Origin of the sequence: Enterococcus sp. DIV1307a (assembly GCF_050537425.1) — a bacterium.
Taxonomy (GTDB): domain Bacteria; phylum Bacillota; class Bacilli; order Lactobacillales; family Enterococcaceae; genus Enterococcus; species Enterococcus faecalis.
The window spans coordinates 1,762,323-1,783,804 of sequence record NZ_CP172914.1 but is presented as its reverse complement, the minus strand read 5'-3'; the positions used below and the strand labels follow the sequence as shown (position 1 = coordinate 1,783,804).

Annotated in this window: 17 protein-coding genes, 1 tRNA gene and 2 other annotated features; of the genes, 15 read left to right on the top strand and 3 right to left on the bottom strand. The window is 37.5% G+C overall.

What is annotated here, in order from left to right:
- The first annotated feature begins 50 nt into the window (after nt 1-50).
- From cdaA to IGL90_RS08680, 10 genes are all read left to right on the top strand, one after another.
- On the top strand, nt 51-935 hold the full coding sequence (gene cdaA / locus IGL90_RS08725; RefSeq protein ID WP_002389035.1) for a diadenylate cyclase CdaA: 885 nt from the start codon (nt 51-53) through the stop codon (nt 933-935).
- Complete coding sequence (locus tag IGL90_RS08720; RefSeq protein WP_002377002.1) at nt 932-2,095, top strand: CdaR family protein; 1,164 nt, start codon at nt 932-934, stop codon at nt 2,093-2,095. Before cdaA ends, IGL90_RS08720 begins: the two co-directional genes overlap by 4 nt.
- The gene (gene glmM, locus IGL90_RS08715; protein WP_002356936.1) at nt 2,088-3,443 is read left to right on the top strand and encodes a phosphoglucosamine mutase; all 1,356 of its coding nucleotides are present in this window, start codon (nt 2,088-2,090) and stop codon (nt 3,441-3,443) included. Before IGL90_RS08720 ends, glmM begins: the two co-directional genes overlap by 8 nt.
- A 229-nt stretch (nt 3,444-3,672) precedes the next feature.
- Nucleotides 3,673-4,224, top strand: coding sequence for an ECF-type riboflavin transporter substrate-binding protein (locus IGL90_RS08710; RefSeq protein ID WP_002356937.1), 552 nt, complete (start codon nt 3,673-3,675; stop codon nt 4,222-4,224).
- Between the two features lie 100 nt (nt 4,225-4,324).
- Nucleotides 4,325-6,031, top strand: a complete 1,707-nt coding sequence (locus tag IGL90_RS08705) for an ABC transporter ATP-binding protein (protein ID WP_048737511.1) — start codon at nt 4,325-4,327, stop codon at nt 6,029-6,031.
- Nucleotides 6,028-6,861, top strand: a complete 834-nt coding sequence (locus IGL90_RS08700; RefSeq protein WP_002359933.1) for an energy-coupling factor transporter transmembrane component T family protein — start codon at nt 6,028-6,030, stop codon at nt 6,859-6,861. The genes IGL90_RS08705 and IGL90_RS08700 overlap by 4 nt, the downstream gene beginning before the upstream one ends.
- 442 nt (nt 6,862-7,303) lie before the next feature.
- Nucleotides 7,304-9,112 (top strand): glutamine--fructose-6-phosphate transaminase (isomerizing), encoded by a 1,809-nt coding sequence (gene glmS / locus IGL90_RS08695; protein WP_033594288.1) that lies wholly within the window; start codon nt 7,304-7,306, stop codon nt 9,110-9,112.
- A gap of 395 nt (nt 9,113-9,507) precedes the next feature.
- On the top strand, nt 9,508-10,746 hold the full coding sequence (locus tag IGL90_RS08690) for an aminoacyltransferase (protein ID WP_002362084.1): 1,239 nt from the start codon (nt 9,508-9,510) through the stop codon (nt 10,744-10,746).
- Nucleotides 10,747-10,793: 47 nt separating this feature from the next.
- Nucleotides 10,794-11,084: a hypothetical protein gene (locus IGL90_RS08685; protein WP_002359936.1), complete on the top strand. Its 291-nt coding sequence runs from the start codon at nt 10,794-10,796 to the stop codon at nt 11,082-11,084.
- A 175-nt stretch (nt 11,085-11,259) separates the two neighbouring features.
- Nucleotides 11,260-12,225 (top strand): hypothetical protein, encoded by a 966-nt coding sequence (locus IGL90_RS08680; protein WP_010777803.1) that lies wholly within the window; start codon nt 11,260-11,262, stop codon nt 12,223-12,225.
- Nucleotides 12,226-12,312: 87 nt separating this feature from the next.
- Here IGL90_RS08680 and IGL90_RS08675 read toward each other — a convergent pair whose 3' ends face one another.
- The 3 genes from IGL90_RS08675 to IGL90_RS08665 all read right to left on the bottom strand — a co-directional run bounded on the left by IGL90_RS08675 (nt 12,313) and on the right by IGL90_RS08665 (nt 14,426).
- Nucleotides 12,313-12,492, bottom strand: a complete 180-nt coding sequence (locus tag IGL90_RS08675) for a hypothetical protein (protein ID WP_002383739.1) — start codon at nt 12,490-12,492, stop codon at nt 12,313-12,315.
- A gap of 213 nt (nt 12,493-12,705) precedes the next feature.
- Nucleotides 12,706-14,196, bottom strand: coding sequence for a glucosyltransferase domain-containing protein (locus IGL90_RS08670; protein ID WP_002385810.1), 1,491 nt, complete (start codon nt 14,194-14,196; stop codon nt 12,706-12,708).
- 157 nt (nt 14,197-14,353) lie between these two features.
- A tRNA-Thr gene (locus IGL90_RS08665) sits at nt 14,354-14,426 on the bottom strand.
- A 263-nt stretch (nt 14,427-14,689) separates the two neighbouring features.
- Nucleotides 14,690-14,935 (top strand) — a binding site (T-box leader).
- Between the two features lie 462 nt (nt 14,936-15,397).
- Nucleotides 15,398-15,648 (top strand) — a binding site (T-box leader).
- Between the two features lie 85 nt (nt 15,649-15,733).
- On the opposite strand from IGL90_RS08665, the gene IGL90_RS08660 reads away from it, so the two are divergent.
- From IGL90_RS08660 to IGL90_RS08640, 5 genes are all read left to right on the top strand, one after another.
- Nucleotides 15,734-16,804, top strand: a complete 1,071-nt coding sequence (locus tag IGL90_RS08660) for a methionine ABC transporter ATP-binding protein (protein ID WP_010777802.1) — start codon at nt 15,734-15,736, stop codon at nt 16,802-16,804.
- A gap of 18 nt (nt 16,805-16,822) precedes the next feature.
- Nucleotides 16,823-17,503 carry a methionine ABC transporter permease gene (locus IGL90_RS08655; protein WP_430604631.1) on the top strand — a complete coding sequence of 227 codons (681 nt, stop codon included), beginning with the start codon at nt 16,823-16,825 and terminating at the stop codon, nt 17,501-17,503.
- A gap of 19 nt (nt 17,504-17,522) precedes the next feature.
- Nucleotides 17,523-18,356 carry a MetQ/NlpA family ABC transporter substrate-binding protein gene (locus tag IGL90_RS08650; protein ID WP_002366917.1) on the top strand — a complete coding sequence of 278 codons (834 nt, stop codon included), beginning with the start codon at nt 17,523-17,525 and terminating at the stop codon, nt 18,354-18,356.
- A 14-nt stretch (nt 18,357-18,370) separates the two neighbouring features.
- Entirely contained in the window at nt 18,371-19,564 is a 1,194-nt protein-coding gene (locus IGL90_RS08645; RefSeq protein ID WP_002364258.1) for an amidohydrolase, read from the top strand.
- A 369-nt stretch (nt 19,565-19,933) separates the two neighbouring features.
- Complete coding sequence (locus IGL90_RS08640; protein WP_002362078.1) at nt 19,934-21,472, top strand: ABC-F family ATP-binding cassette domain-containing protein; 1,539 nt, start codon at nt 19,934-19,936, stop codon at nt 21,470-21,472.
- The last annotated feature ends 10 nt before the right edge of the window (nt 21,473-21,482 follow it).

Below are 21,482 nucleotides of genomic sequence, written 5' to 3'. Positions count from 1 at the left end.
ATAATGTGGTATACTTGTTAGGAAATCTTGAGAGAGAAGTGAGGGGTATGATGTCGTTTCAATTGAATCAATTATTAGATTTGAATTATTGGCAGCAAGTCATCTCAACGGATTTCTTATCTAAGGATTTTGTTATCAATATCATAGATATCCTAGTCGTATGGTACCTCGTTTACAAATTAATCATGCTTGTTCGTGGAACGAAAGCAGTCCAACTATTAAAAGGTGTCGCTGTTTTTATCATTATCCGCATTCTAAGTGAGATAATTGGTCTACATACATTATCTTGGTTAATGAATCAAGTCATCATGTATGGTGTAATCGCCGCGGTTGTTATTTTTCAACCAGAAGTGCGAAGAGGGCTGGAACATCTAGGGAGAAGTTCGTTTTTCCGCCCGAATAAAGGTGCGCAACAAGAAGATGAGCGTATTATTCAGGCCTTTGACAAAGCCATTCAGTACATGTCAAAACGGAAAATTGGTGCTTTGATAACCATTGAACGCAATACTGGTTTAGATGAATACATTGAGACAGGTATTGATTTGGATGCCGATATTACTGGTGAATTACTGATTAATATTTTCATTCCAAATACACCACTACATGATGGTGCAGTGATTATCAAAAATGAAAAAATTGCTGTTGCTAGTGCGTATTTACCGCTATCAGAAAGCAATTTAATTCCAAAAGAATTTGGAACGCGCCATAGAGCCGCAGTCGGTATCAGTGAAGTCAGTGACGCCATTACGATTGTTGTTTCTGAAGAAACTGGTGACGTTAGTTTGACGTTGAACAACGAATTAATTCCTGGCCTAACGCAAGAAGAGTATTTAACAATTTTGCGTAAGGAGTTAATTTCGGAATCATCGGAAGATAAAAAAAGTGCTTTACAGCATTTTATCGATGATGTAACAAAGGGGGTTAAACGCAAATGAGAAAAGCCTCCCAAAAAAGCTGGTTTAATGGTTTGCTTTCATTGCTGTTTGCATTGTTGTTATTTTTTAATGCCAATGCAACAGGCAATAATCCCTCCAATTCAGGTTCAAGCCAAACGTATAGTGAAACACTGAATAATATTCCTGTCCAAGTCCAATACGATAAAGACAAATATTATGTCTCTGGATTTGAAGAGAGTGTAAATGTTCATTTACGTAGTGCGAACCGCATTCAATTAAACATGGAATCAAATGCTGACACACGAAATTTCCAAGTGGTCGCAGACTTAACCAAATTGCCATTAGGGACTTCGGAAGTGCCTTTGACAGTGCGGGGACTAAGTTCAGCTGTTACAGCTGAAATTGAACCGAAAACAGTGACTGTAACGATTGAAAAGAGAGTAACAAAAAAATTCGATGTAGAAGCACAACTTTCTGATAACATTGAAAAAGAAGGTTATAAAGTAAAAAATATTTCTGTAGATCCAAAAACTGTAGAAGTAACAACTGGAGAAGAAACAGCAAAAGCAATTGACAAAGTGATTGCGCCAGTCTCAAGTGCCAAACAAACAATTGATACGATTAAACAAACGGTAAATGTCCAAGCGCTAGATGCCAAAGGTCAAGTCCTAAGTATCGAAAATCCAGCACCACAAGTCAAAGTAACAGTAGGCTTAACTGCGCCAACAAAAGATGTACCACTGAATGTTAGTATGACAGGTACGCCACCAGCTGGGATCGCTCATTACAATTATAGTTTATCAACGTACCAAGTTAGGGTCAGTGGTCCGCAATCAATTTTAGATACGCTAGAATCAATTGAGGTACCGGTAGACATTTCTGATATTCGCAAAGAAACAAAACAATCAGTGACTATTCCCGTTGATGGAGAATACGTAGTTACACCAGATGAGGTTGACGTTTCTTTGAGCCCCGTGTACAATCAACAACAGTCATCAAATACAAATGAAACTTCAGGGGAACCTGCAAGTTCAACAACGGTTGGCTCAGGTAGCCAAGCAGTACAACCAAGTACATCCAGTCAAGTAGAATCAAATACTTCTGAAACAACAAGTGAGGGATCAACAGTAGAAAGTACAACTGCTGGTTCAACTGAAAATACAGAGAATCAAGTGACTAAGGAGAATCAAAATGGGTAAATATTTTGGAACAGATGGTGTAAGAGGAATTGCAAATAAGGAGTTAACACCTGAATTAGCTTTTAAATTAGGGCGTTACGGTGGTTATGTGTTGAGTCAACATGAAGATAGTTCAAGAAAACCTCGTGTTCTCGTGGGCCGCGATACACGTATTTCAGGTGAGATGTTGGAACAAGCATTGATTGCTGGGTTATTATCAGTCGGGATTGAAGTTTTCCAATTAGGGGTGATTTCAACACCTGGTGTAGCATATCTAACTCGTTTACAAAAAGCATCCGCTGGCGTAATGATTTCAGCTTCACATAATCCTGCGGAAGACAATGGGATTAAGTTTTTTGGGGCAGATGGCTTCAAATTAGTAGACGATCAAGAAGCAGAAATTGAAGCATTGTTAGATGCAGAAGAAGACACCTTACCAAGACCTTCTGCAGAAGGCTTAGGCTCATTAGATGAATTTCCAGAAGGCTTACTAAAATATTCGCAATTTTTAGTTCAAAGTATTCCTGGCGATTTAGCAGATATGACTGTTTGTTTAGATGCGGCCAACGGAGCAACTGCAACAGCAGTCAATCGTGTCTTCGCGGATTTAGAGACAGATTTCTATACAATGGGAACAAGTCCTAATGGATTGAATATCAATGATGGTGTGGGTTCCACTCATCCTGAAGCTTTGGCAGAAATGGTTGTTGAAAAAGGCGCAGATGCTGGTTTGGCTTTCGATGGCGACGGTGATAGAATTATTGCAGTCGATGAATTAGGACGAATTATCGATGGTGATAAAATCATGTATATTTGTGCCAAATATTTAGCTGAGAAAAAACGTTTGAAAAAAGATACAATCGTTACAACAGTGATGAGTAATCTAGGTTTCCATAAAGCTGTAGAAGAAATTGGCTTAAAAGATGTGGTAACGCAAGTGGGTGATCGCTATGTTGTAGAAGAAATGCGTAAAAATGATTACAATTTTGGTGGCGAACAATCTGGTCACATGATCTTTTTAGATTACAACACAACAGGTGATGGCATGCTTTCAGGGATTCAATTGTTGAATGTTATGAAGCAAACGGGCAAAAAATTATCTGAATTAGCGGATGAAGTGACGATTTATCCACAAAAATTAGTCAATATTCGTGTCACAGATAAAAATGGTGCAATGGAAGTTCCGGCAATCAAAGCAGTTGTCGAACAAGCAGAAGCAGAAATGAATGGCGAAGGTCGTATTTTAGTACGTCCTTCTGGAACAGAACCATTGTTACGTGTGATGGCCGAAGCGCCAACACAAGAAAAAGTTGATTATTACGTTGATAAAATTGCCGAAGTAGTACGTGCAGAAATCGGCGTTGAATAAGAACCAATTAGAAACCAGACACTTAATGCTAGCTTGCGTTAAGTGTCTGGTTTCTTTGTTGGAAATCAAAAAAAGAAAATAGCTAATAAGCTCCGTCTATCATTGACATAGAGCGGTTAAAAGGGTACTATTTTAGAAGTAAGATGCACCGTGTATCTTCTTTTTTTATTTGATAAAATCAAGAAGGGAGCGGCTGTAAATCAATGGAGTTATAGAATGGAGGAGCGAAATGAAAGAAAAAATGTCTGTCAAGACAATTGTAGCAATTGGAATTGGCTCTGCAGTTTTTGTTATTTTAGGTCGATTCGTTGTAATTCCAACTGGGATTCCTAATACGAACTTAGAAACGTCGTATCCATTTCTTGCTTTAATGTCAGTTGTTTTTGGACCAGTAGCTGGAGGGCTAATTGGTTTGATTGGTCACACATTAAAAGATTTTACCACGTATGGTAGCGCTTGGTGGAGCTGGATTATTTGTTCAGGAATTATTGGTATTATTTTTGGCTTCGCTGGTCGTAAAATGGATCTTCAACATGGTGAATTTACAACAAATGACATGGTGCGTTTCAATATTTTCCAAGCCTTTGGCAATATCGTCGTTTGGGGCTTAATCGCGCCTAGTTTGGATATTTTGATTTATAGTGAACCCGCAAGTAAAGTATTTACACAAGGCGTATTCGCGACTGTTTCAAATATTGTCGCTGTGGGGATTATTGGAACATTGTTGATGAAAGCTTATGCATCAACAAGAACAAAGAAAGGCAGTTTATCAAAAGATTAAGAAACTGTCGAAATAATTTAAATGGTTAAGGGTCTGCCCTAGTAATTACTTTGCTAATGCTCAGACCCTTTCTTTTATGGAGAAACTGAGGTGAGGCCGAATGAAAAAACCAATCATTACTTTTAATAATTTTTCCTTTCAATATCATAGCCAATCTGAACCAACATTAAAGGGGATTCAATTAACAATCTATGAAGGAGAAAAGGTTTTAATCGTTGGGCCTAGTGGTAGTGGTAAATCAACATTGGCGCAATGTATCAACGGGTTAATTCCCAATATTTATGAAGGTGAGATTCAAGGAACAGCTACGGTTGCTGGTAAAAATATCCAAGAAACAAGTCTATTTGATTTGTCTTTTGATGTAGGAACTGTTTTACAAGATACCGATGGGCAGTTTATCGGTTTAACGGTTGCTGAGGATATTGCTTTTGCTTTAGAAAACGATGCAGTTGAACAAGCAGAAATGAAAAAAGCGGTTCAGAAATGGTCCGAGATTGTTGAGCTGAATCAGTTATTGCAACACCGTCCACAAGATTTGTCAGGTGGTCAAAAACAACGTGTATCTATGGCGGGCGTTCTAATTAACCAATCAAAAATTTTACTTTTCGATGAACCTTTGGCTAATCTTGACCCACGAGCGGGACAAGAAACAATGACTTTGATTGACACCATTCAACAAGAAACAAAAGCGACTGTTTTAATAATAGAACATCGCTTAGAGGACGTTCTTTGCGAATCAGTTGATCGAATTATTGTCATGAATGAGGGCACAATTATTTCTGATACAACGCCAGATGAATTGTTACGTCAAGATACGTTGACCCAACAAGGGATTCGTGAACCTTTGTACGTTACAGCCATGAAATATGCTGGGATTGATTTAACACAAGTTAGTCATTTAGACAAATTAGCCGAAGTATCAGGCGAAACGGTTTTTCCTAAAATGACACAGTGGTCTGTCCAGCCTAGTTCAGTTAGTGCAGTCAAAGGAGCTGAACTATTACGTTTGGAACAAGTGTCCTATCAATATGATCGTCACGGTGAAAAAGTGTTAGATGACTTCTCAGTAACTATTCATCATGGAGAAATGATCAGCATTGTAGGAAAAAATGGTGCCGGGAAGTCTACACTTTCTAAAATAATTTGCGGGTTCATCACGCCTCAATCGGGCAAGATTTTATGGGAAGGACAGGATTTTTCCAATTATTCAATCAAAGAACGTGCAGATAAAATTGGTTATGTGATGCAAAATCCCAATCAAATGATTTCTAAAAAAATGATTTTTGAAGAAGTAGCTTTAGGATTAGTTTTACGAGATGTGCCACAAGCAGAAATTGAGGAACGTGTGACGAATATTTTACATATTTGTGGGCTGTATCCCTTCCGGAACTGGCCGATTTCTGCGTTGAGTTTTGGGCAGAAAAAACGGGTAACTATTGCATCAATCTTAGTTTTAGAACCTGAATTATTAATTTTAGATGAACCAACAGCTGGACAAGATTTTAAACATTATACAGAAATGATGACATTTTTAGAAGAATTGAACCGCTTAGGTGTGACTATTTTAATGATCACTCACGATATGCACTTAATGTTGGAATATACAACACGTGCGTTAGTAGTTTGTGATGGACGTTTACTAGCAGATGCGACTCCAGTTGCTGTTTTAACAGATGAAAAATTAATTCAAGCAGCTTCTTTAAAAGAAACAAGCTTGTTTACCTTTGCTAAAGCGTTAGGCTTGGAAAATCCCTTGCTATTTACGGAAAAATTTGTTGCTTACGATCGTGAGGTGCGTTTTGGATGAGTGAACGACAAATGTTAGGCTATCATCCTGATTCAACCTGGATTCATCGCTTAAACGGCACAAGCAAATTAGTCTTTTTAATCGTTGTCTCTGTGGCTTGTATGACCACGTATGATACTCGTTATCTGTTAGGAATGTCTGTGGTTTCGCTTGTTTTGTTAAAATTATCAAATATTAAATGGCATCAAATATCTTTTGTTATTAAATTTATTGCTATTTTTTCTTTGTTAAATATCTTAACGGTTTACCTTTTTGCACCTGAATATGGGGTTGATTTATATCAATCACGTACCGTGATTTGGGAAGGAATCGGACGGTTTACTTTGACACAAGAAGAATTATTTTATGAATTTAATTTAGTTTTAAAATATTTCTGTACGATTCCGTTGGCATTAATCTTTTTATTAACAACAAATCCTAGTGAATTTGCCTCCAGCTTGAATCGAATTGGTGTGAGTTATCGGATTAGTTATGCAGTAGCGCTGGCTATTCGTTATATTCCCGATATCCAAGAAGATTTTTTTAATATTTCTTTAGCACAACAAGCGCGAGGCTATGAGATGTCTAAAAAGGGACGGTTAGGCCAACGAATCAAAGGCGTAGCACAAATCGTTTTACCCTTAATCCTATCTAGTTTAGATCGAATTGAAACTGTGAGTACCGCTATGGAATTAAGGCGTTTTGGTCAAAAGAAAAATCGAACGTGGTATGCGCAACAACCTTTTCATCTGCGTGATTTTTCGGTAATGTTACTTGCCTTATGCTTATTAGGAATCAGTTTCTGGTTGTTCCATGTGAATGGTGGCCGGTTTTATAATCCATTCCAATAAATAACAAATTGATAAGGTTCTATAAATAGAACGGATATTTTTTTATTATTAAGAATCTAGTACTTTCTCTTACTATGAGTGTACTAGATTCTTTTTTTGCAACTTTAAAGAACTAGACCAATTTTCGGTTTTTAGATTTTTGTTGACAAGTACCTACTTTTAATTGTATGATTGTTTATGTTTCTACGGAATATATTTACAAAGGAGGTATATAGACCAATATCGGATAGCGCCAGACCTGAACGTTCAGGTGACGAGGAGAGAGCTTATCGAAGATTCGGCGGGTGGCTCTAGGGACTGCACTCTACAGATAACAAAGAAAAACTAATTGTGAAGTTAGAACAAAGCGGTTATCACGCAGGTAGAAACATATAATGGGATTTGCTAGTTAAACAGGACCTAGTAAATACAGAATTTCAATTGGAAAGTAGGAATTAGCATTATGTGTGGAATTGTCGGAATGATTGGAAAAGAAAATGTCACGGAAAGTTTGATTCAAGGATTAACAAAATTGGAATATAGAGGTTATGATTCTGCTGGGATTTGTGTGAATGATCAAAGCCAACAGCCCCATGTAGTTAAGGCAGTTGGGGGCATTGCCGATTTAGCAGCAAAATTAACGCCAGAAATCGATGGAACAGTTGGTATTGGTCATACTCGTTGGGCCACTCATGGCGAACCAACTGTCGCCAATGCACATCCCCATGTTTCAAGCGATCAACGCTTTGCATTAGTGCATAATGGTGTCATTGAAAACTTTGAAGAATTAAAAGAACAATTTTTAAGTGGTGCTCACTTAATTGGTGATACAGATACTGAAATCGTCGTTCAATTAATTGCTCATTTTGCTGAAAATGGTTTTTCAACAAAAGATGCTTTTAAAGCGGCTTTAGCCGAAATTAAAGGTTCATACGCTTTTGCATTAATGGATAAAATGGACCCCAATACTATCTACGTAGCGAAAAATAAAAGCCCGTTACTTATCGGTCTAGGTGAAGGCTTTAATGTTATTTGTAGTGACGCGATGGCGATGATTAAAGAAACCAATCAATTTGTTGAGATTGTTGATGGTGAAATTGTAACTGTTACAGCGGACAAAGTAGTAATCGAAACGCCAGAAGGACAAGTAATCAACCGAGAACCTTTTGAAGCGCAATTAGATTTAAATGACATTGAAAAAGGAACATATCCGTTTTATATGCTCAAAGAAATTGATGAACAACCTGCAGTGATGCGTAAAATTGTTCAAGCGTATACTCAAGGTGAAAAAGTGACTTTAGATGAGGCGTTACTTGAAAAAATTAATCAATGTGACCGAATTTACATTATTGCTTGTGGGACAAGTTATAATGCAGGTTGGGTCGGAAAATCTTTAATTGAAACGATTGCCAGTATTCCTGTGGAAGTTCATTTATCAAGCGAATTTGGCTACAACATGCCTATTTTATCTGAAAAACCGTTCTTCATTTTCTTAAGTCAAAGTGGTGAAACGGCAGATAGTCGCCAAGTACTGGTACAGGTTAATGAATTAGGGCATCCATCACTTACATTAACAAATGTTGCTGGCTCAACATTATCACGTGAAGCGGACGATACCTTGTTATTACACGCAGGACCAGAAATTGCTGTCGCTTCCACCAAAGCTTATACTGCTCAAATCGCTATCTTAGCTATTTTAGCAAAAGCAATTGGCGAAGAACGCCAAACATTAGCAGCCGTCTCATTTGATGTGGCTCACGAATTGAGCGTGGTAGCAGCTGTCATGGAAACCTTGATTGATGAAAAACAACAAATGAAAGCCTTGGTGGAAGATTATCTGACGTATACTCGAAATGCCTTCTATATCGGGCGAGGAGTCGACTATTATGTGTCGATGGAAGCGGCCTTGAAGTTGAAAGAAATTTCCTACATTCAAGCAGAAGGCTTTGCGGCAGGTGAATTGAAGCATGGAACGATTGCCTTAATTGAAGAAGGAACACCTGTGATTGGGATTGTGACAGATGCCAAAGTCGCAGCCCATACAAGAGGCAATTTAAAGGAAGTCGAAAGTCGTGGAGCAAGAAATATTGTGATTGCTTTGGAATCCTTGGCAAAACCACAGGACCAACTGATTATTCCAGATGTTCATCCGTTACTTTCTGCCTTAGTTAGCATTGTTCCAGGTCAATTATTAGCGTACTATGCAACCTTACAAAGAGGCTACGATGTTGATAAACCAAGGAACTTAGCCAAAAGTGTAACTGTTGAGTAAATCAAGAACCTGAGAGAAAGATGTTCAACGGGTTTTCATAAGTTTTAATATCTGAGGTCGGGACAGAAGCGTTTAACTCCGAGAAACGCGTAGTGTTGCTTCTGTTCCCGCCGTTTATAAGTTTTTGAGCGTGGAGCAAAAATCCAAAGTGATTTTTGTACCACGCTCAGATATTTTTTATAAAAGAAAGATATTCAGTAAAAAATGAAAGATTCCAAAGAAATTCTTTTTTTCCGTTGAAAACTGTTTGCATTTTAGCAAAATTAGATATAATTAATAAGAACCGAAAAATAAGAATTAGCCAGTGAGGTAACTTTGTTTGAAAGAAAGCAAAAAGTAGGTTAAGCTGAAAAGTGCTAATTTATTTAACAAAAAAAGATTGTGAGTTGTTTGATATGGATCAGTTTAGTACATTAACTGAACAAGAATTTACTACCTTTGCAATGACACATCCTGCAGGTAATTTTTTAGAAACACCCGAAATGAAACATTTATTGGAACGACGTGGCTGGCATTGTGAATACGTTGGCGTCAAACGAGAAGGCCAACTAATTGCTGCGTGTATCCTAAGCAAGAAAAAAGTCAAAATTGGTTATGCTTTCGACATTGACGGCGGGATTTTGATGGATTATACAGATAAAAAATGTGTAGAAGCCTTTTTCACAGGCTTAAAAAAATATGTGAAAAAAAATGATGGCCTTTATTTAACCTTTACTCCAAATAAACAAATTTGTTTACGTGATTTTAATGGCGGTGAAGTTGAAAAGGTCAATCAAGAAACATTTGACTATTTCACATCAATTGGTTTTGAACACCAAGGATTTGATGTGCACAATTTTGATGGCGCGCCACGTTGGCTGTTTGTCAAAGATATGGCTGGATTAACAGAAGAAGAGCTTTGGAAATCTTATGGAAAAGATGCTAAATATGATATCAAGAAAACATGGGAATACGGAGTAACAACCCGAGAACTTCGTTACGAAGAGCTACCTCTCTTTAAGAAATTAACGGAAGAAACAAGTGCACGGCGTAATTTTGAAGATAAGGATTTAGCTTATTACCAAGCTGTTTATGAAGAGTTTGGCGAACGAGCGAAATTTATGGTGGCGGAACTAAACTTTGCTACTTATTTAGAAAATCTTCATGAGAAATTACGCAAATTACAAGAGACGCTCAACGAAGTCAATGAAGCGTTAATTGCTAATCCTAAAAGCCGTAAAAAAAATAACCAGAAACGTGAATTTGAAGATGAAGTTCGTACCGTGCGCAAACGGATTGACGAGGCTAAAGAAATGAAAACATCAGATGAACCTGAAATTTTAGCAGGCGCCTTATTCATTGTTCATCCACAAGAAGTGGTTTACTTGTTTAGTGGTACGTATGAAAAATATAAACAATACTATGCACCGTATTTAATTCAACATAAAATGTTAACTTACACAGTAGAAAATAACATTCCCAAATATAATTTTTATGGCGTTGACGGTGTCTTTGATGGAAGTGATGGGGTTCTTAAATTCAAACAATCCTTTGGCGGTCATGTCGAAGAATTAATGGGCAATTTCCAATGGAAAGCCAAACCGATGAAATATGCCTTATATCACGCATTAAAAACAATTAAAGAAAAAGTCTAAAATTAAAACCTAATCCTTAAAAAGGAATGGCAAAGTGAGGCGTTTAAATGGAAAATCAAGTCGAGGTTATGACGTATGCACAGTTAAAAGAAATTATGCAGGCGTTAGAAGCAAACGAAGCGATTACAGAAGATACAAAGGTCTTTATTGATACAGGCTGGGATAGCGTGCAAGAAGTAGCCCCAGATGCGGTCAGTATTGAAAAAGTTGCTAAATTTACAGTAGCAGATGTTTTAACAAACGAAAGTTTTGCTGGGTATAGTTTAGAAGAAAAGGCGGAGAAGATGAACGCTGAGGGCGACCTAGAAACGGCAATTATTATTCGTAATCTTTACTAAAAAAGTCCGTTTGAATAGTTAAAATCGAGGTCGGGACAGAACCGTTTAGCTCCTAGCAACGCGTAGTGTTGGTTCTGTTCCCACCGGTTATCAGGTTTTGAGCCTGGAGCAAAAATCCAAAGTGATTTTTGTCCCAGGCTCATCTGCTTTAAATAAGAAATAAAGGAGGTTAGATATGAGTACCATTCATGAATTTCCAAAAAACTATGAACGTTTTATTGCACAAGGAGAAGAAGCACTTGTAGAACATAATCAGATCGCCGCTTTAGAAAATTTTCAACAAGCCTATCAGCTACAACAAACGCCGCCAGTAAACCAAAAAATTGTCCAATTATTGTTGGAAATGGGTGAAGCTGACGAAGCACTAGCATTGGCAGAAGCGTTCCAAGAGACTTATTTTGAGAACCTTGAAACAGCGGCAATTTATATGCAAATTTATAGTCAAAGTCGTCGCTTTATTGAAGGGTATATTTTATTGAAGCAATTACTTCAAACTAAAAAAATAACGCTAGCACAACAAAAAACGTTAGAACAGCAATTAATGCAAGTGGAAGAGGCGTATCAACAATTAGAAACGCAGCAAATTCAAGCAATTAAAAGGAACTTGTTAGTAAGCGATCAATTGCCCGTTTATCAACAATTAGCGAACATTAAAACCAGTTTATATTTGCCTAAACCAGTATTTGTGGAAGTCGCAAAAGATTTAGTTATGAACCAAGCACTTAGTTATTTTGCTCGGGAATGGTTTATTGAAGAATTAGCACTGTTGAAATTTTCAGAACCACTGACTTTTCTTTGGTATAACAATCAGCCTCAGACAGTCTTACTAGAAGGAAAAACTGGACCGTTAAATACGCCGATCTATTCCGAAATTTGTACTGAACTTAGGAATCGTTTAGAAAATGATGATCCAATTATGCTGCAGCATTTGGAAGAAGAAATTCGGTTGCATCTTGCCTATTTGTATCCATTAGCAGAGACGGTTATTTCAGATCCAACTATCTGGGTCTTGGGTTATTTGGCAACCTACTATCCTAAATATATTGAAAAAGAATTGACTGAAGCAAAAGGTTATCAAATCGATGCTGTTCAAAATGTTCAACAGGCGATACGAACGGCTTTTACACAAATAATGCTTTAAAAAATGGCACGTCCTAAAAACGAGGACGTGCCATTTTTTCGGTTTCAGAAATTTGCTGAATCTGCTCTAATTGCTTTTCTTGACTGATTATTGCGGATAATAGAAAAAAGCAAGACAGAAATAAGTAAAAAGAATTCCTTGAATCAAGCAAATCACAACGAACAATGGCGTTGCTCCTGGAAAAGAATCAGAAATCCGTGTAATTAAAAATTCAACTAACCATAAAATCATTGAAAATAAAAATAATTTTTTCTGACGAGTTCTCATAGTCCGCAACAACCTTTCTGGTGATTTTCACTTCTCTATCATAACATAGAAAACGAGCTGTTTTTTCTCAAAAATTTTGTTACTTCATAAGAAAAATGGGAAATAAACAAGTTTCAGGAAGTAATAAATGTACCCGAAAAGAATACTTAATCCATCTTAATCAAACCATACAGTCACGTTTATTGCAAAAGAAGTGTTTTTGGATGGAACAAATTATTTCATAAACACAAATATTTCTTTGTTGTTTGTATAAATGTCATAAAAGTGATTACTTACTACTTTTTGATTTTTAGACATATCCGTATCGGTCAGTGGTGCCATCTCTACTCCTAAATTCGATGAAGTATTGAACCAAACGTAATTAGGGAAATATAGACCGTCATTTGGTGGCACAATTTTTGAAAGAATTGGGTAGTTTCGACTTGTATTAGCATAAACAGTTGAATTTTTGAAAAACGTATTTAAATAAACTTTTTTTCGTTCGTTTGTTACAACATTTTTTAAATCATCTGTTAAAACAGCTGCTTGGCGATTGAATGCTTCTTTTTGATAGTTTAATGTGGAAGAATACACCAAAACAAACGATAAAATATAATAAGATAACAAGCTGGCCACAAGTAACGAAGTTAGATAAATTGCTTTCACTTGTCGATTGTTAAATAAACTTAACATGCTGATTGTAACGAAAACAGCAAATCCATAAATATAGCGAGGCGCATCACCTGCGATATTTCTTGAATAGACAATAAAAATACCAAAACTTAAGAGAGAAGCAAGTCCTAAATACAAGATACAATAAAGGAAACTTAAGCCCAAGTTGATTTTGCTATTTGATAGATGACTAATAAAAAATAAAACAAGCAGTAGGAGCAGTAATAAAAGCCATAAACGATTACTTTGGTTCAATAGCTCTGAAAAATAATGGTAACTATTTTGATAAGCCACACTGGGAATATCGTGCAAACTTGGTAAGGCCTGACTGCCCCCAATGTTGTTTGTTGCGGAAGGTACAAATTTTAACTCGATAAGGTAGCTGACTATAGAAAGTAGATAAGCGATAGCAGCAAGTGCGACTTTTTTACAAAGAGCAATGAAATTTTCTCCAGCAAGTAACTGCTTGAAAGTAAGGAATAAGACGATAACTATATAAATTCCTGACGAGGCTTGGTAAGTATTAAACATAACAAACAGTGAAAAAACAGAAACCAAGAAAAACGTAAAAGAATTACGCTGCCACCAATAAAAAGGAAGAAACGAACAAAAAATACTCAATGCCATATAGGGACTATCAAACCTGAAACTAAGACATTGAAGGAACCAAGGATTGAGGCCAATTAAAGTAGCTACTAAAGAGGAACCCCAGCTAATTTTTTGGTCATTGATGATATAAATAGCCAGTATGCTTGTGAGAGATAAGATAAGACCTGTTAGAATCGGTGTGGTCAAGCCCAGATCTGTCAAATGACGACTTCCTTGAACAAACCATGAGAGAAATTCACTGCCCCAACGTGCGTAAGTCGTACCAAAATCTGTCATTCCAGCGACTTGGCGAGCATTATCATCTAAGTAAGGGAAATTGATAATGCCGATGGATAAAACTGCCACTTGATAAATTAAAATGATCAATAGAAGATAGGCTTTATTTTCAATACACCAATTCTTTAAATCAAATTTTTTTGATTCTGTAGGTAATTGTTTCATCATTGTACTCCACTCCAATAATTATTTAACAATTAAAATATACCATAACGAGTGGAATGAAGAAATTGCTTTTGTTATTTTCTCATCTTGACAGAACACTAAGGGTAGGCAAAACAAAAAAATCCCAACTCTTTATTAAAGAGTTGGGATTTTACCAAAAAGCCACCTGCCGGGCTTGAACCGGCGACCCCCACCTTACCATGGTGGTGCTCTACCAACTGAGCTAAGGCGGCACTTTCAAAGGCTAAACTAACTCGAGGATTGCAACGAAGTGAAACCCATAGAGTTCATTTTCAAAGGCTACACTGCGACGAGTAATCGTCAAAGTTCCTTTTGAAAAATCGTACAAATCTCGTGCACAAGAAATAGAATAACGTATAGACGAAAGTTTGTCAATTGCTCTTTCGTAAAAAAAGAAAAATGATTTTTTTCTAAGAAAAACTGTTGACAATCTCTTTTTTCTCTAGTAAAGTGTAAATCAACATCACAGATAACTATTCATTCGTTGAAGAGAAGAGTAAATTTTGATGACCTTCAAAAGAGAGTCCTGATTGGTGAAAAGGGACAAGGTTCAGAAAAGTTGAAGATGGCCTCTGAGAATAAATTGCTGATAAGTAAGCAATTTCGGCTAAGCACCCGTTACCATGTGCACCAAGTTAATAAAGACTTGGATAAGAGATGAGATATAAAGAATCAGTTATATTTCGAAAAAAGGTGGTACCGCGAATCATTCGCCCTTTACTAGCAAAACGCTAGTGAAGGGCTTTTTGCTGTGAATCACTACGACTGGCGCGAAGCGACAGAGTAGATGATGAACAGTACAAGGTGACCGAAGGGCAAGTTGTGTCATTTGCACGAAAGTGTTCCTACGATTCTCGCCAAAGCTGCGATTCTCGTCACAGTTAAATCCTGTTGAGCACTACGACTGGCGCGAAGCGACAGAGTAGATGCTGTCTGCGATTACTCGACGCAGTATGGCCATTGTAAGTGATGAACAGTACAAGATGACCGAAGGGCAGGTTGTATCATTTGCACGAAAGTGTTCCTACGATTCTCGCCGTAGTCAAATCCTGTTGAGCACTACGACTGATGCAAAGAGAGAGAGCAGCTGTTATCTGCGATTACTCGATGCTCGAAGGGAACATTAACTCTAGTCTGTTTAATTTTGAAAACAGATGAAAATCAGTTTAGAATGAATAGAAATAAAAAAGCAGTGATATAGTAAGTACAAGACTTGATTTGTTTAACAGAGAGCCTAGGTAGCTGAGAATAGGTGACAAAGACGTTTTGGAAAATGGCTATTGAGCAAGCGCTCCGAGTGTTAAACACAAGGCGGCGACGGGTGCTCCCGTTATCGAGCTAGGGTATCGAACATATTGTTCCGTACTTGAAAAGGGAATTTGTGTGAGCAAATTCTGAACATGAGGTGGTAACACGCAAAAAAGCGTCCTCAACGATACAACTCGAGTTGTGTCGTTGAGGATGCTTTTTTCTTTTTTATGAAAAAATGCAGGTTGGTAAGAATGAAGGGGGATAAAGAATGATTGAACTAAAAAATATCAGTGTGACATTTCAACAAAAAAAACAAGAAATTCAGGCTGTCCAAGATGTTTCTTTGACAATTGATAAAGGGGATATCTACGGAATTGTTGGTTATTCCGGTGCTGGAAAAAGTACGCTAGTACGGGTAATTAATTTATTGCAACGACCAACAGCGGGCACCGTTATTATTAACAAAGAAAATATTTTAACTTTTTCTAAAAAGGAATTACGACAACAACGAAAAAAGATTGGAATGATTTTTCAACATTTTAATTTGATGAAAGAGCGGACCATATTTAGTAATATCGATTTTTCATTAAAATATTCTGGGCTAAGTAAAACTGAGCGGCGTCAAAAAATCAGCCATTTATTAGAGCTAGTTGGACTAAGTGAAAAACGGGACGCTTACCCCAGTCAACTATCAGGAGGGCAAAAACAGCGGGTTGCGATTGCCCGCGCTTTAGCAAATGATCCTGAAATTTTACTTTGTGATGAAGCGACGAGTGCGTTAGATCCAAAAACAACGGGACAGATTTTAGCCTTGTTAAAAAAGTTAAATCAAGAACTGAATTTGACGATTGTCTTAATCACCCATGAAATGCAAGTGGTTAAAGAAATTTGTAATAAAGTCGCGGTGATGGAAAATGGCTGCGTTGTCGAATCAAACGATATTGTTTCGATTTTTAGTCAACCCCAACAACCTTTAACCAAAGATTTTATTCGGACAGCAACTCATATTGACCAAGCATTAACAACAATTCTTGAACATCCTAAATTAGCTGATTTAGATAAAAATCAAGAATTAATTGAATTTTCTTATGTGGGAGATCAAACGAACGAGCCATTAATTGCACAATTGTATAGCCAATATCAGGTGTATACGAATATCCTTTATGGCAATGTCGAAATTGTTCAAAACGTTCCTATTGGCCATTTAATTGTGGTGCTTTCTGGTGATGAGGCCCAGCGTCAACAAGCCCTTACTTATTTAGCGAAACAAGGCGTGCGAACCAATGTTTTGAAAACCTATCAGCAAACGAAGCAAAAGCAGAACTTACAGGTGATTTAAAAAAGGAGTGAACTGAGAATGTATCAATTATTTGAGAAATATTTTCCGAATGTTGTCCAATTAAAACAAGAGTTTCTTCAAAGTACATGGGAAACAGTATACATGGGTTTTTGGACAGCCTTGATTGCTGGTGTGTTAGGAGTCTTGTTGGGTGTCGTGCTTGTCAGTACTGGCCCCAGTGGTGTTTTGAAAAATCCACCCCTGTATAGTGTCTTAGAAAAAATTATTAATGTTTGTCGTTCTATTCCTTTCATTATTATGCTTGCACTGATTCAACCGTTAACACGAATTTTGGCAGGAACAACAATTGGTACAACCGCAGCGTTAGTCCCATTAGTTATTGGCGTAATCCCGTTCTTCGCGCGCCAAATTGAAAATGCGTTATTAGAAGTGGATCCTGGCGTTATTGAAGCGGCAGAAGCCATGGGGACGAGTCCCTTAGGGATTATTTTTCGGGTTTATCTAATTGAAGGGTTACCAAGTATTATTCGTGTTTCAGCGGTGACAATTATTAATTTGATTGGATTAACAGCCATGGCAGGAGCGATTGGAGCCGGTGGTCTGGGCAACTTAGCGATTACTCGAGGATACAATCGGTTTCAAACCGATGTGACATTTATGGCCACGTTAATTATTTTAATTATGGTATTTATCAGTCAAGCCATTAGTAATCAATTAATCAAAAAAACATCACATTAGAAAAAAGGAGAAATGACAAATGAAAAAATTTAGTAAATTAATTGGACTTATTGGGGTATTAGCTTTTACGATTGCAGGTTGTGCATCGGGGTCTGCGAAGGATACTAAGACAGAAACCGTTAAACTAGGGGTTGTAGGAACAAAAAATGATGAATGGGAATCGGTCAAAGACCGTTTGAAAAAGAAAAATATTGATCTACAATTGGTAGAATTTACAGACTATACGCAACCCAATGCAGCATTAGCAGAAAAAGAAATTGATTTAAATGCCTTTCAGCATCAAATCTTTTTAGACAATTACAATAAAGAGCATGGAACGAAATTAGTATCAATTGGCAATACAGTCAATGCACCATTGGGAATTTACGCTAATAAATTGAAAGATATCACGAAAATTAAAGACGGCGGAGAAATTGCTATTCCTAATGACCCAACGAATGGTGGGCGGGCGTTAATTTTATTACAAACTGCAGGACTGATAAAAGTAGATCCTGCGAAACAGCAACTACCGACTGTCAGTGATATTACTGAAAATAAACGCCAATTGAAAATAACTGAATTAGATGCTACGCAAACAGCGCGTGCTTTACAAGATGTCGATGCTTCAGTGATTAATAGCGGCATGGCTGTCGATGCTGGGTATACACCAGATAAAGATGCTATTTTCTTAGAACCTGTAAACGAAAAAGCGAAACCTTATGTGAACATTGTCGTGGCTCGAGAAGAAGATCAAGAGAATAAACTTTATCAAAAAGTTGTAGAAGAATATCAACAAGAAGAAACGAAAAAGGTCATTGCAGAAACATCAAAAGGCGCCAATGTTCCAGCCTGGGAAACATTTGGTAAAAAATAAAGGAGGCATTTATAATGAGTACAACAACGATTCAAACAATCCAAGAAGCTATTGCTACAGAAAAGGAATGGATAATCCATTTAAGACGTCATTTTCATCAATATCCTGAAGCAAGTTTAAAAGAATATGAAACGATTAAGCGAATTAAAGAAGAACTACTAGCCTTAGCTATTCCTTTTGTAGAAGTAGGGGAAACGGGTGTTTTAGCAACCATTGAAGGAGGTCTTGGCGCTGGCAAAACGATTTTGTTACGTGCAGATATTGATGCGTTGGAATTGCCAGATGCAACAGGCGCTGCCTATGCTTCTAAAAATCCAGGACTCAATCATGCTTGTGGACACGATGGTCATGCTGCAGCATTGCTAGGTGCAGCTAAAGTGCTCAAAAAACATCAGGATACCTTTTCAGGAACGGTTAAACTGGCCTTCCAGCCAGCTGAAGAAATTGGTGCAGGCGCTCGACAATTTGTGGAAGGAAATTATTTAGAAGCAATCGACCAAGTGTTTGGGATTCATTTAGATTCCAGTGTGCCAGTCGGAAAATTAGTTGCTACCAAAGGCGCCACCAACGCCTCTTGTGATATTTTTAAAATTGAAGTCAGTGGTCAAAGTAGTCACGTCGCCCAACCACAGAATGGCCGGGATGCTGTTTTAGCAGCGGCCAGTATCGTTGTGGAATTACAAAAAATTGTAGCGCGCGAGATTGATCCTTTAGATTCTGTCGTAGTAGGAATTGGCGTTTTACAAGCAGGAACACGCTATAATATTGTAGCAAACCAGGCAACCATTGAAGGTACTGTTCGAACATTTAGTCAGGAAACGCGCCAATTTGTTTTACAACGAGTCGAAGAAATTGCCCATGAAATTGCCCAGTCTCATCGCACAGAAATTGCTGATTTTTCTGTTTATGCGGCAGCGAATCCATTAATTAATGAAGAACAAGCAACCAACCGTGCACAGCAGGTAGCCAGTGAAATTGTTGGTTTTGAAAATGTTGTGACCGATCATCCTAAAAGTTTAGGGGCGGATGATTTTGCTGATTACTTAGCGGTAATTCCTGGTATCTATGGACGGGTCGGTTCACGAAACCCTGAAAATCCTGCTACTCATTTTGGACACCATCATGAACAATTTGATATTGATGAACGTGCCTTACTTTTAGCAGCAGAGTACCACGTACGCTATGCATTAAATTATTTATCAGAATAACAGGGATAGGGAGCCGACAAAATGATTGTTTGTGGGCTCCTTTCGTTATAAACCAACGTGGCTTGCTTTCTTGTCATTCTATGGTAGAATACAAGCATAAGAAAGGTGATTCACATGTTTTTTGTTTTAACTGATAAATTAACAAGAAAAGTAGCTCCCGATAGTTTAAGAACAGATGAAGCACTGTTGTGGAGCCGAGCAATTAATTTCTTCATCGCTTGATAGGACATTTTTTGACTAGAAAAGCTAGTCTTATTTGAGTGTACGTACAAGCGGTTGTCGGGATTTCTGTCAGGATGGACGACGTGCAGACGTGGTTCTTTTTTTGTTGTCCCAAAATAATCAGTTAACAAGAAAGAAGTGACGAAAATGAGTATTTTAACTATTGAACATTTAACGCATCGGTTTGGCGAAAAGGTCTTGTATGAAGAGGCTTCATTGCAAGTGAATAAAGGGGATCATTTAGGCTTAACTGGCCAAAATGGGGTCGGCAAATCCACCTTAATTAAAATTTTAACGGGGGAAGTATTGCCAGACGAAGGAACGATTCAGTGGCAAAAAAATTGCAAGATTGGGTACTTGGATCAGCATGTTTCTGTAGAACAATCACTAACGATGGTTGATTTTTTGAAACAAGCCTTTCAAGAACTTTTTGATAAAGAAGCGAAACTGACAAAACTTTATGAAGAATACAGTCAAACGGCTTCGGAAAAACTTTTAGAACAAGCAGGCAAATTACAAACAGATTTAGATGAAAGTAATTTTTACCAAATCGACACGATTATTCAGGATTTAGCCAATGGGTTAGGACTACAAGCAATTGGTTTGGATAAAAAGTTAGGGGAGCTAAGCGGTGGTCAACGTTCAAAAGTGATTTTAGCAAAATTATTGTTAGAGGCCCCTGATGTGTTACTTTTAGATGAACCCACCAACTATTTAGATGATACACATATTCAATGGCTTGTTCGCTATCTGAATAATTTTGAAGGAAGCTTTCTATTAGTCTCCCATGATTATCAATTTTTAAATGAAGTGACGAATTGCATCGCAGACATTGAGTTTGGCAAATTAACCAAATATACTGGAAATGTAGAAAAATCTTTTGCACAAAAAGAGCAGAATAAACAAACCTATTTGAAACAGTATCAGGCCCAACAAGAAAAAATTGAAAAAATGGAAGCCTATATTCGTAAATACAAAGCTGGAAATCGAGCAACGATGGCTAAAAGTCGACAAAAACAATTGGACCGGTTGGAACGATTGACTCCGCCAGGTTCCTTGACTAAGCCAGCGATTGAATTTCCTTACCAAGGGTTAGTTGCAACGCAAGCACTAACGACCCAGAAGTTAGTTGTCGGCTATCGGGAACCTTTGTTAGAACCGTTAGATTTAATGGTTCATGTCGGTGAAAAAGTCGCATTGAAAGGCTTTAATGGGATTGGCAAATCAACATTAATTAAAACGTTGACGAAAGTGATTCCTTCATTAGATGGAGAATTTCATTATCCGCTGAATACAAAAATTGCTTATTTTACCCAAGACTTGGCGTGGCCTAATGAGCAGTTAACGCCGCTAGACTATTTATCAGATCGTTTTCCAGATACAACGATTAAAGAGCGAAGAAGTCATTTGGCTAGGGCAGGTTTACCAGATAAGTTAGCAATGCAGTCGCTAGCCCTGTTAAGTGGTGGTGAGCAAACAAAAGTAAAACTAGCGGAACTAATGATGCAAACTAGTAATTTGTTATTTTTAGATGAGCCAACCAATCATATTGATGAAGCGGCCAAAAAAAGTTTACAAGAAGCAATTCACGTTTACCCAGGAACGGTTTTTCTGGTTTCCCATGAAGCAGATTTTTATGAGGAAATTGTGGATCGAGTAATTGATATTGAGGAATTAGTTAAATAAAGAAGAAAGA

Excerpts from the sequence above, each read along its gene's own strand:
- cdaA (WP_002389035.1), top strand. The coding sequence starts at position 51 with ATGTCGTTTCAATTGAATCAATTATTAGATTTGAATTATTGGCAGCAA.
- IGL90_RS08720 (WP_002377002.1), top strand. The coding sequence starts at position 932 with ATGAGAAAAGCCTCCCAAAAAAGCTGGTTTAATGGTTTGCTTTCATTG.
- glmM (WP_002356936.1), top strand. The coding sequence starts at position 2,088 with ATGGGTAAATATTTTGGAACAGATGGTGTAAGAGGAATTGCAAATAAG.
- IGL90_RS08710 (WP_002356937.1), top strand. The coding sequence starts at position 3,673 with ATGAAAGAAAAAATGTCTGTCAAGACAATTGTAGCAATTGGAATTGGC.
- IGL90_RS08705 (WP_048737511.1), top strand. The coding sequence starts at position 4,325 with ATGAAAAAACCAATCATTACTTTTAATAATTTTTCCTTTCAATATCAT.
- IGL90_RS08700 (WP_002359933.1), top strand. The coding sequence starts at position 6,028 with ATGAGTGAACGACAAATGTTAGGCTATCATCCTGATTCAACCTGGATT.
- glmS (WP_033594288.1), top strand. The coding sequence starts at position 7,304 with ATGTGTGGAATTGTCGGAATGATTGGAAAAGAAAATGTCACGGAAAGT.
- IGL90_RS08690 (WP_002362084.1), top strand. The coding sequence starts at position 9,508 with ATGGATCAGTTTAGTACATTAACTGAACAAGAATTTACTACCTTTGCA.
- IGL90_RS08685 (WP_002359936.1), top strand. The coding sequence starts at position 10,794 with ATGGAAAATCAAGTCGAGGTTATGACGTATGCACAGTTAAAAGAAATT.
- IGL90_RS08680 (WP_010777803.1), top strand. The coding sequence starts at position 11,260 with ATGAGTACCATTCATGAATTTCCAAAAAACTATGAACGTTTTATTGCA.
- IGL90_RS08675 (WP_002383739.1), bottom strand. The coding sequence starts at position 12,492 with ATGAGAACTCGTCAGAAAAAATTATTTTTATTTTCAATGATTTTATGG.
- IGL90_RS08670 (WP_002385810.1), bottom strand. The coding sequence starts at position 14,196 with ATGATGAAACAATTACCTACAGAATCAAAAAAATTTGATTTAAAGAAT.
- IGL90_RS08660 (WP_010777802.1), top strand. The coding sequence starts at position 15,734 with ATGATTGAACTAAAAAATATCAGTGTGACATTTCAACAAAAAAAACAA.
- IGL90_RS08655 (WP_430604631.1), top strand. The coding sequence starts at position 16,823 with ATGTATCAATTATTTGAGAAATATTTTCCGAATGTTGTCCAATTAAAA.
- IGL90_RS08650 (WP_002366917.1), top strand. The coding sequence starts at position 17,523 with ATGAAAAAATTTAGTAAATTAATTGGACTTATTGGGGTATTAGCTTTT.
- IGL90_RS08645 (WP_002364258.1), top strand. The coding sequence starts at position 18,371 with ATGAGTACAACAACGATTCAAACAATCCAAGAAGCTATTGCTACAGAA.
- IGL90_RS08640 (WP_002362078.1), top strand. The coding sequence starts at position 19,934 with ATGAGTATTTTAACTATTGAACATTTAACGCATCGGTTTGGCGAAAAG.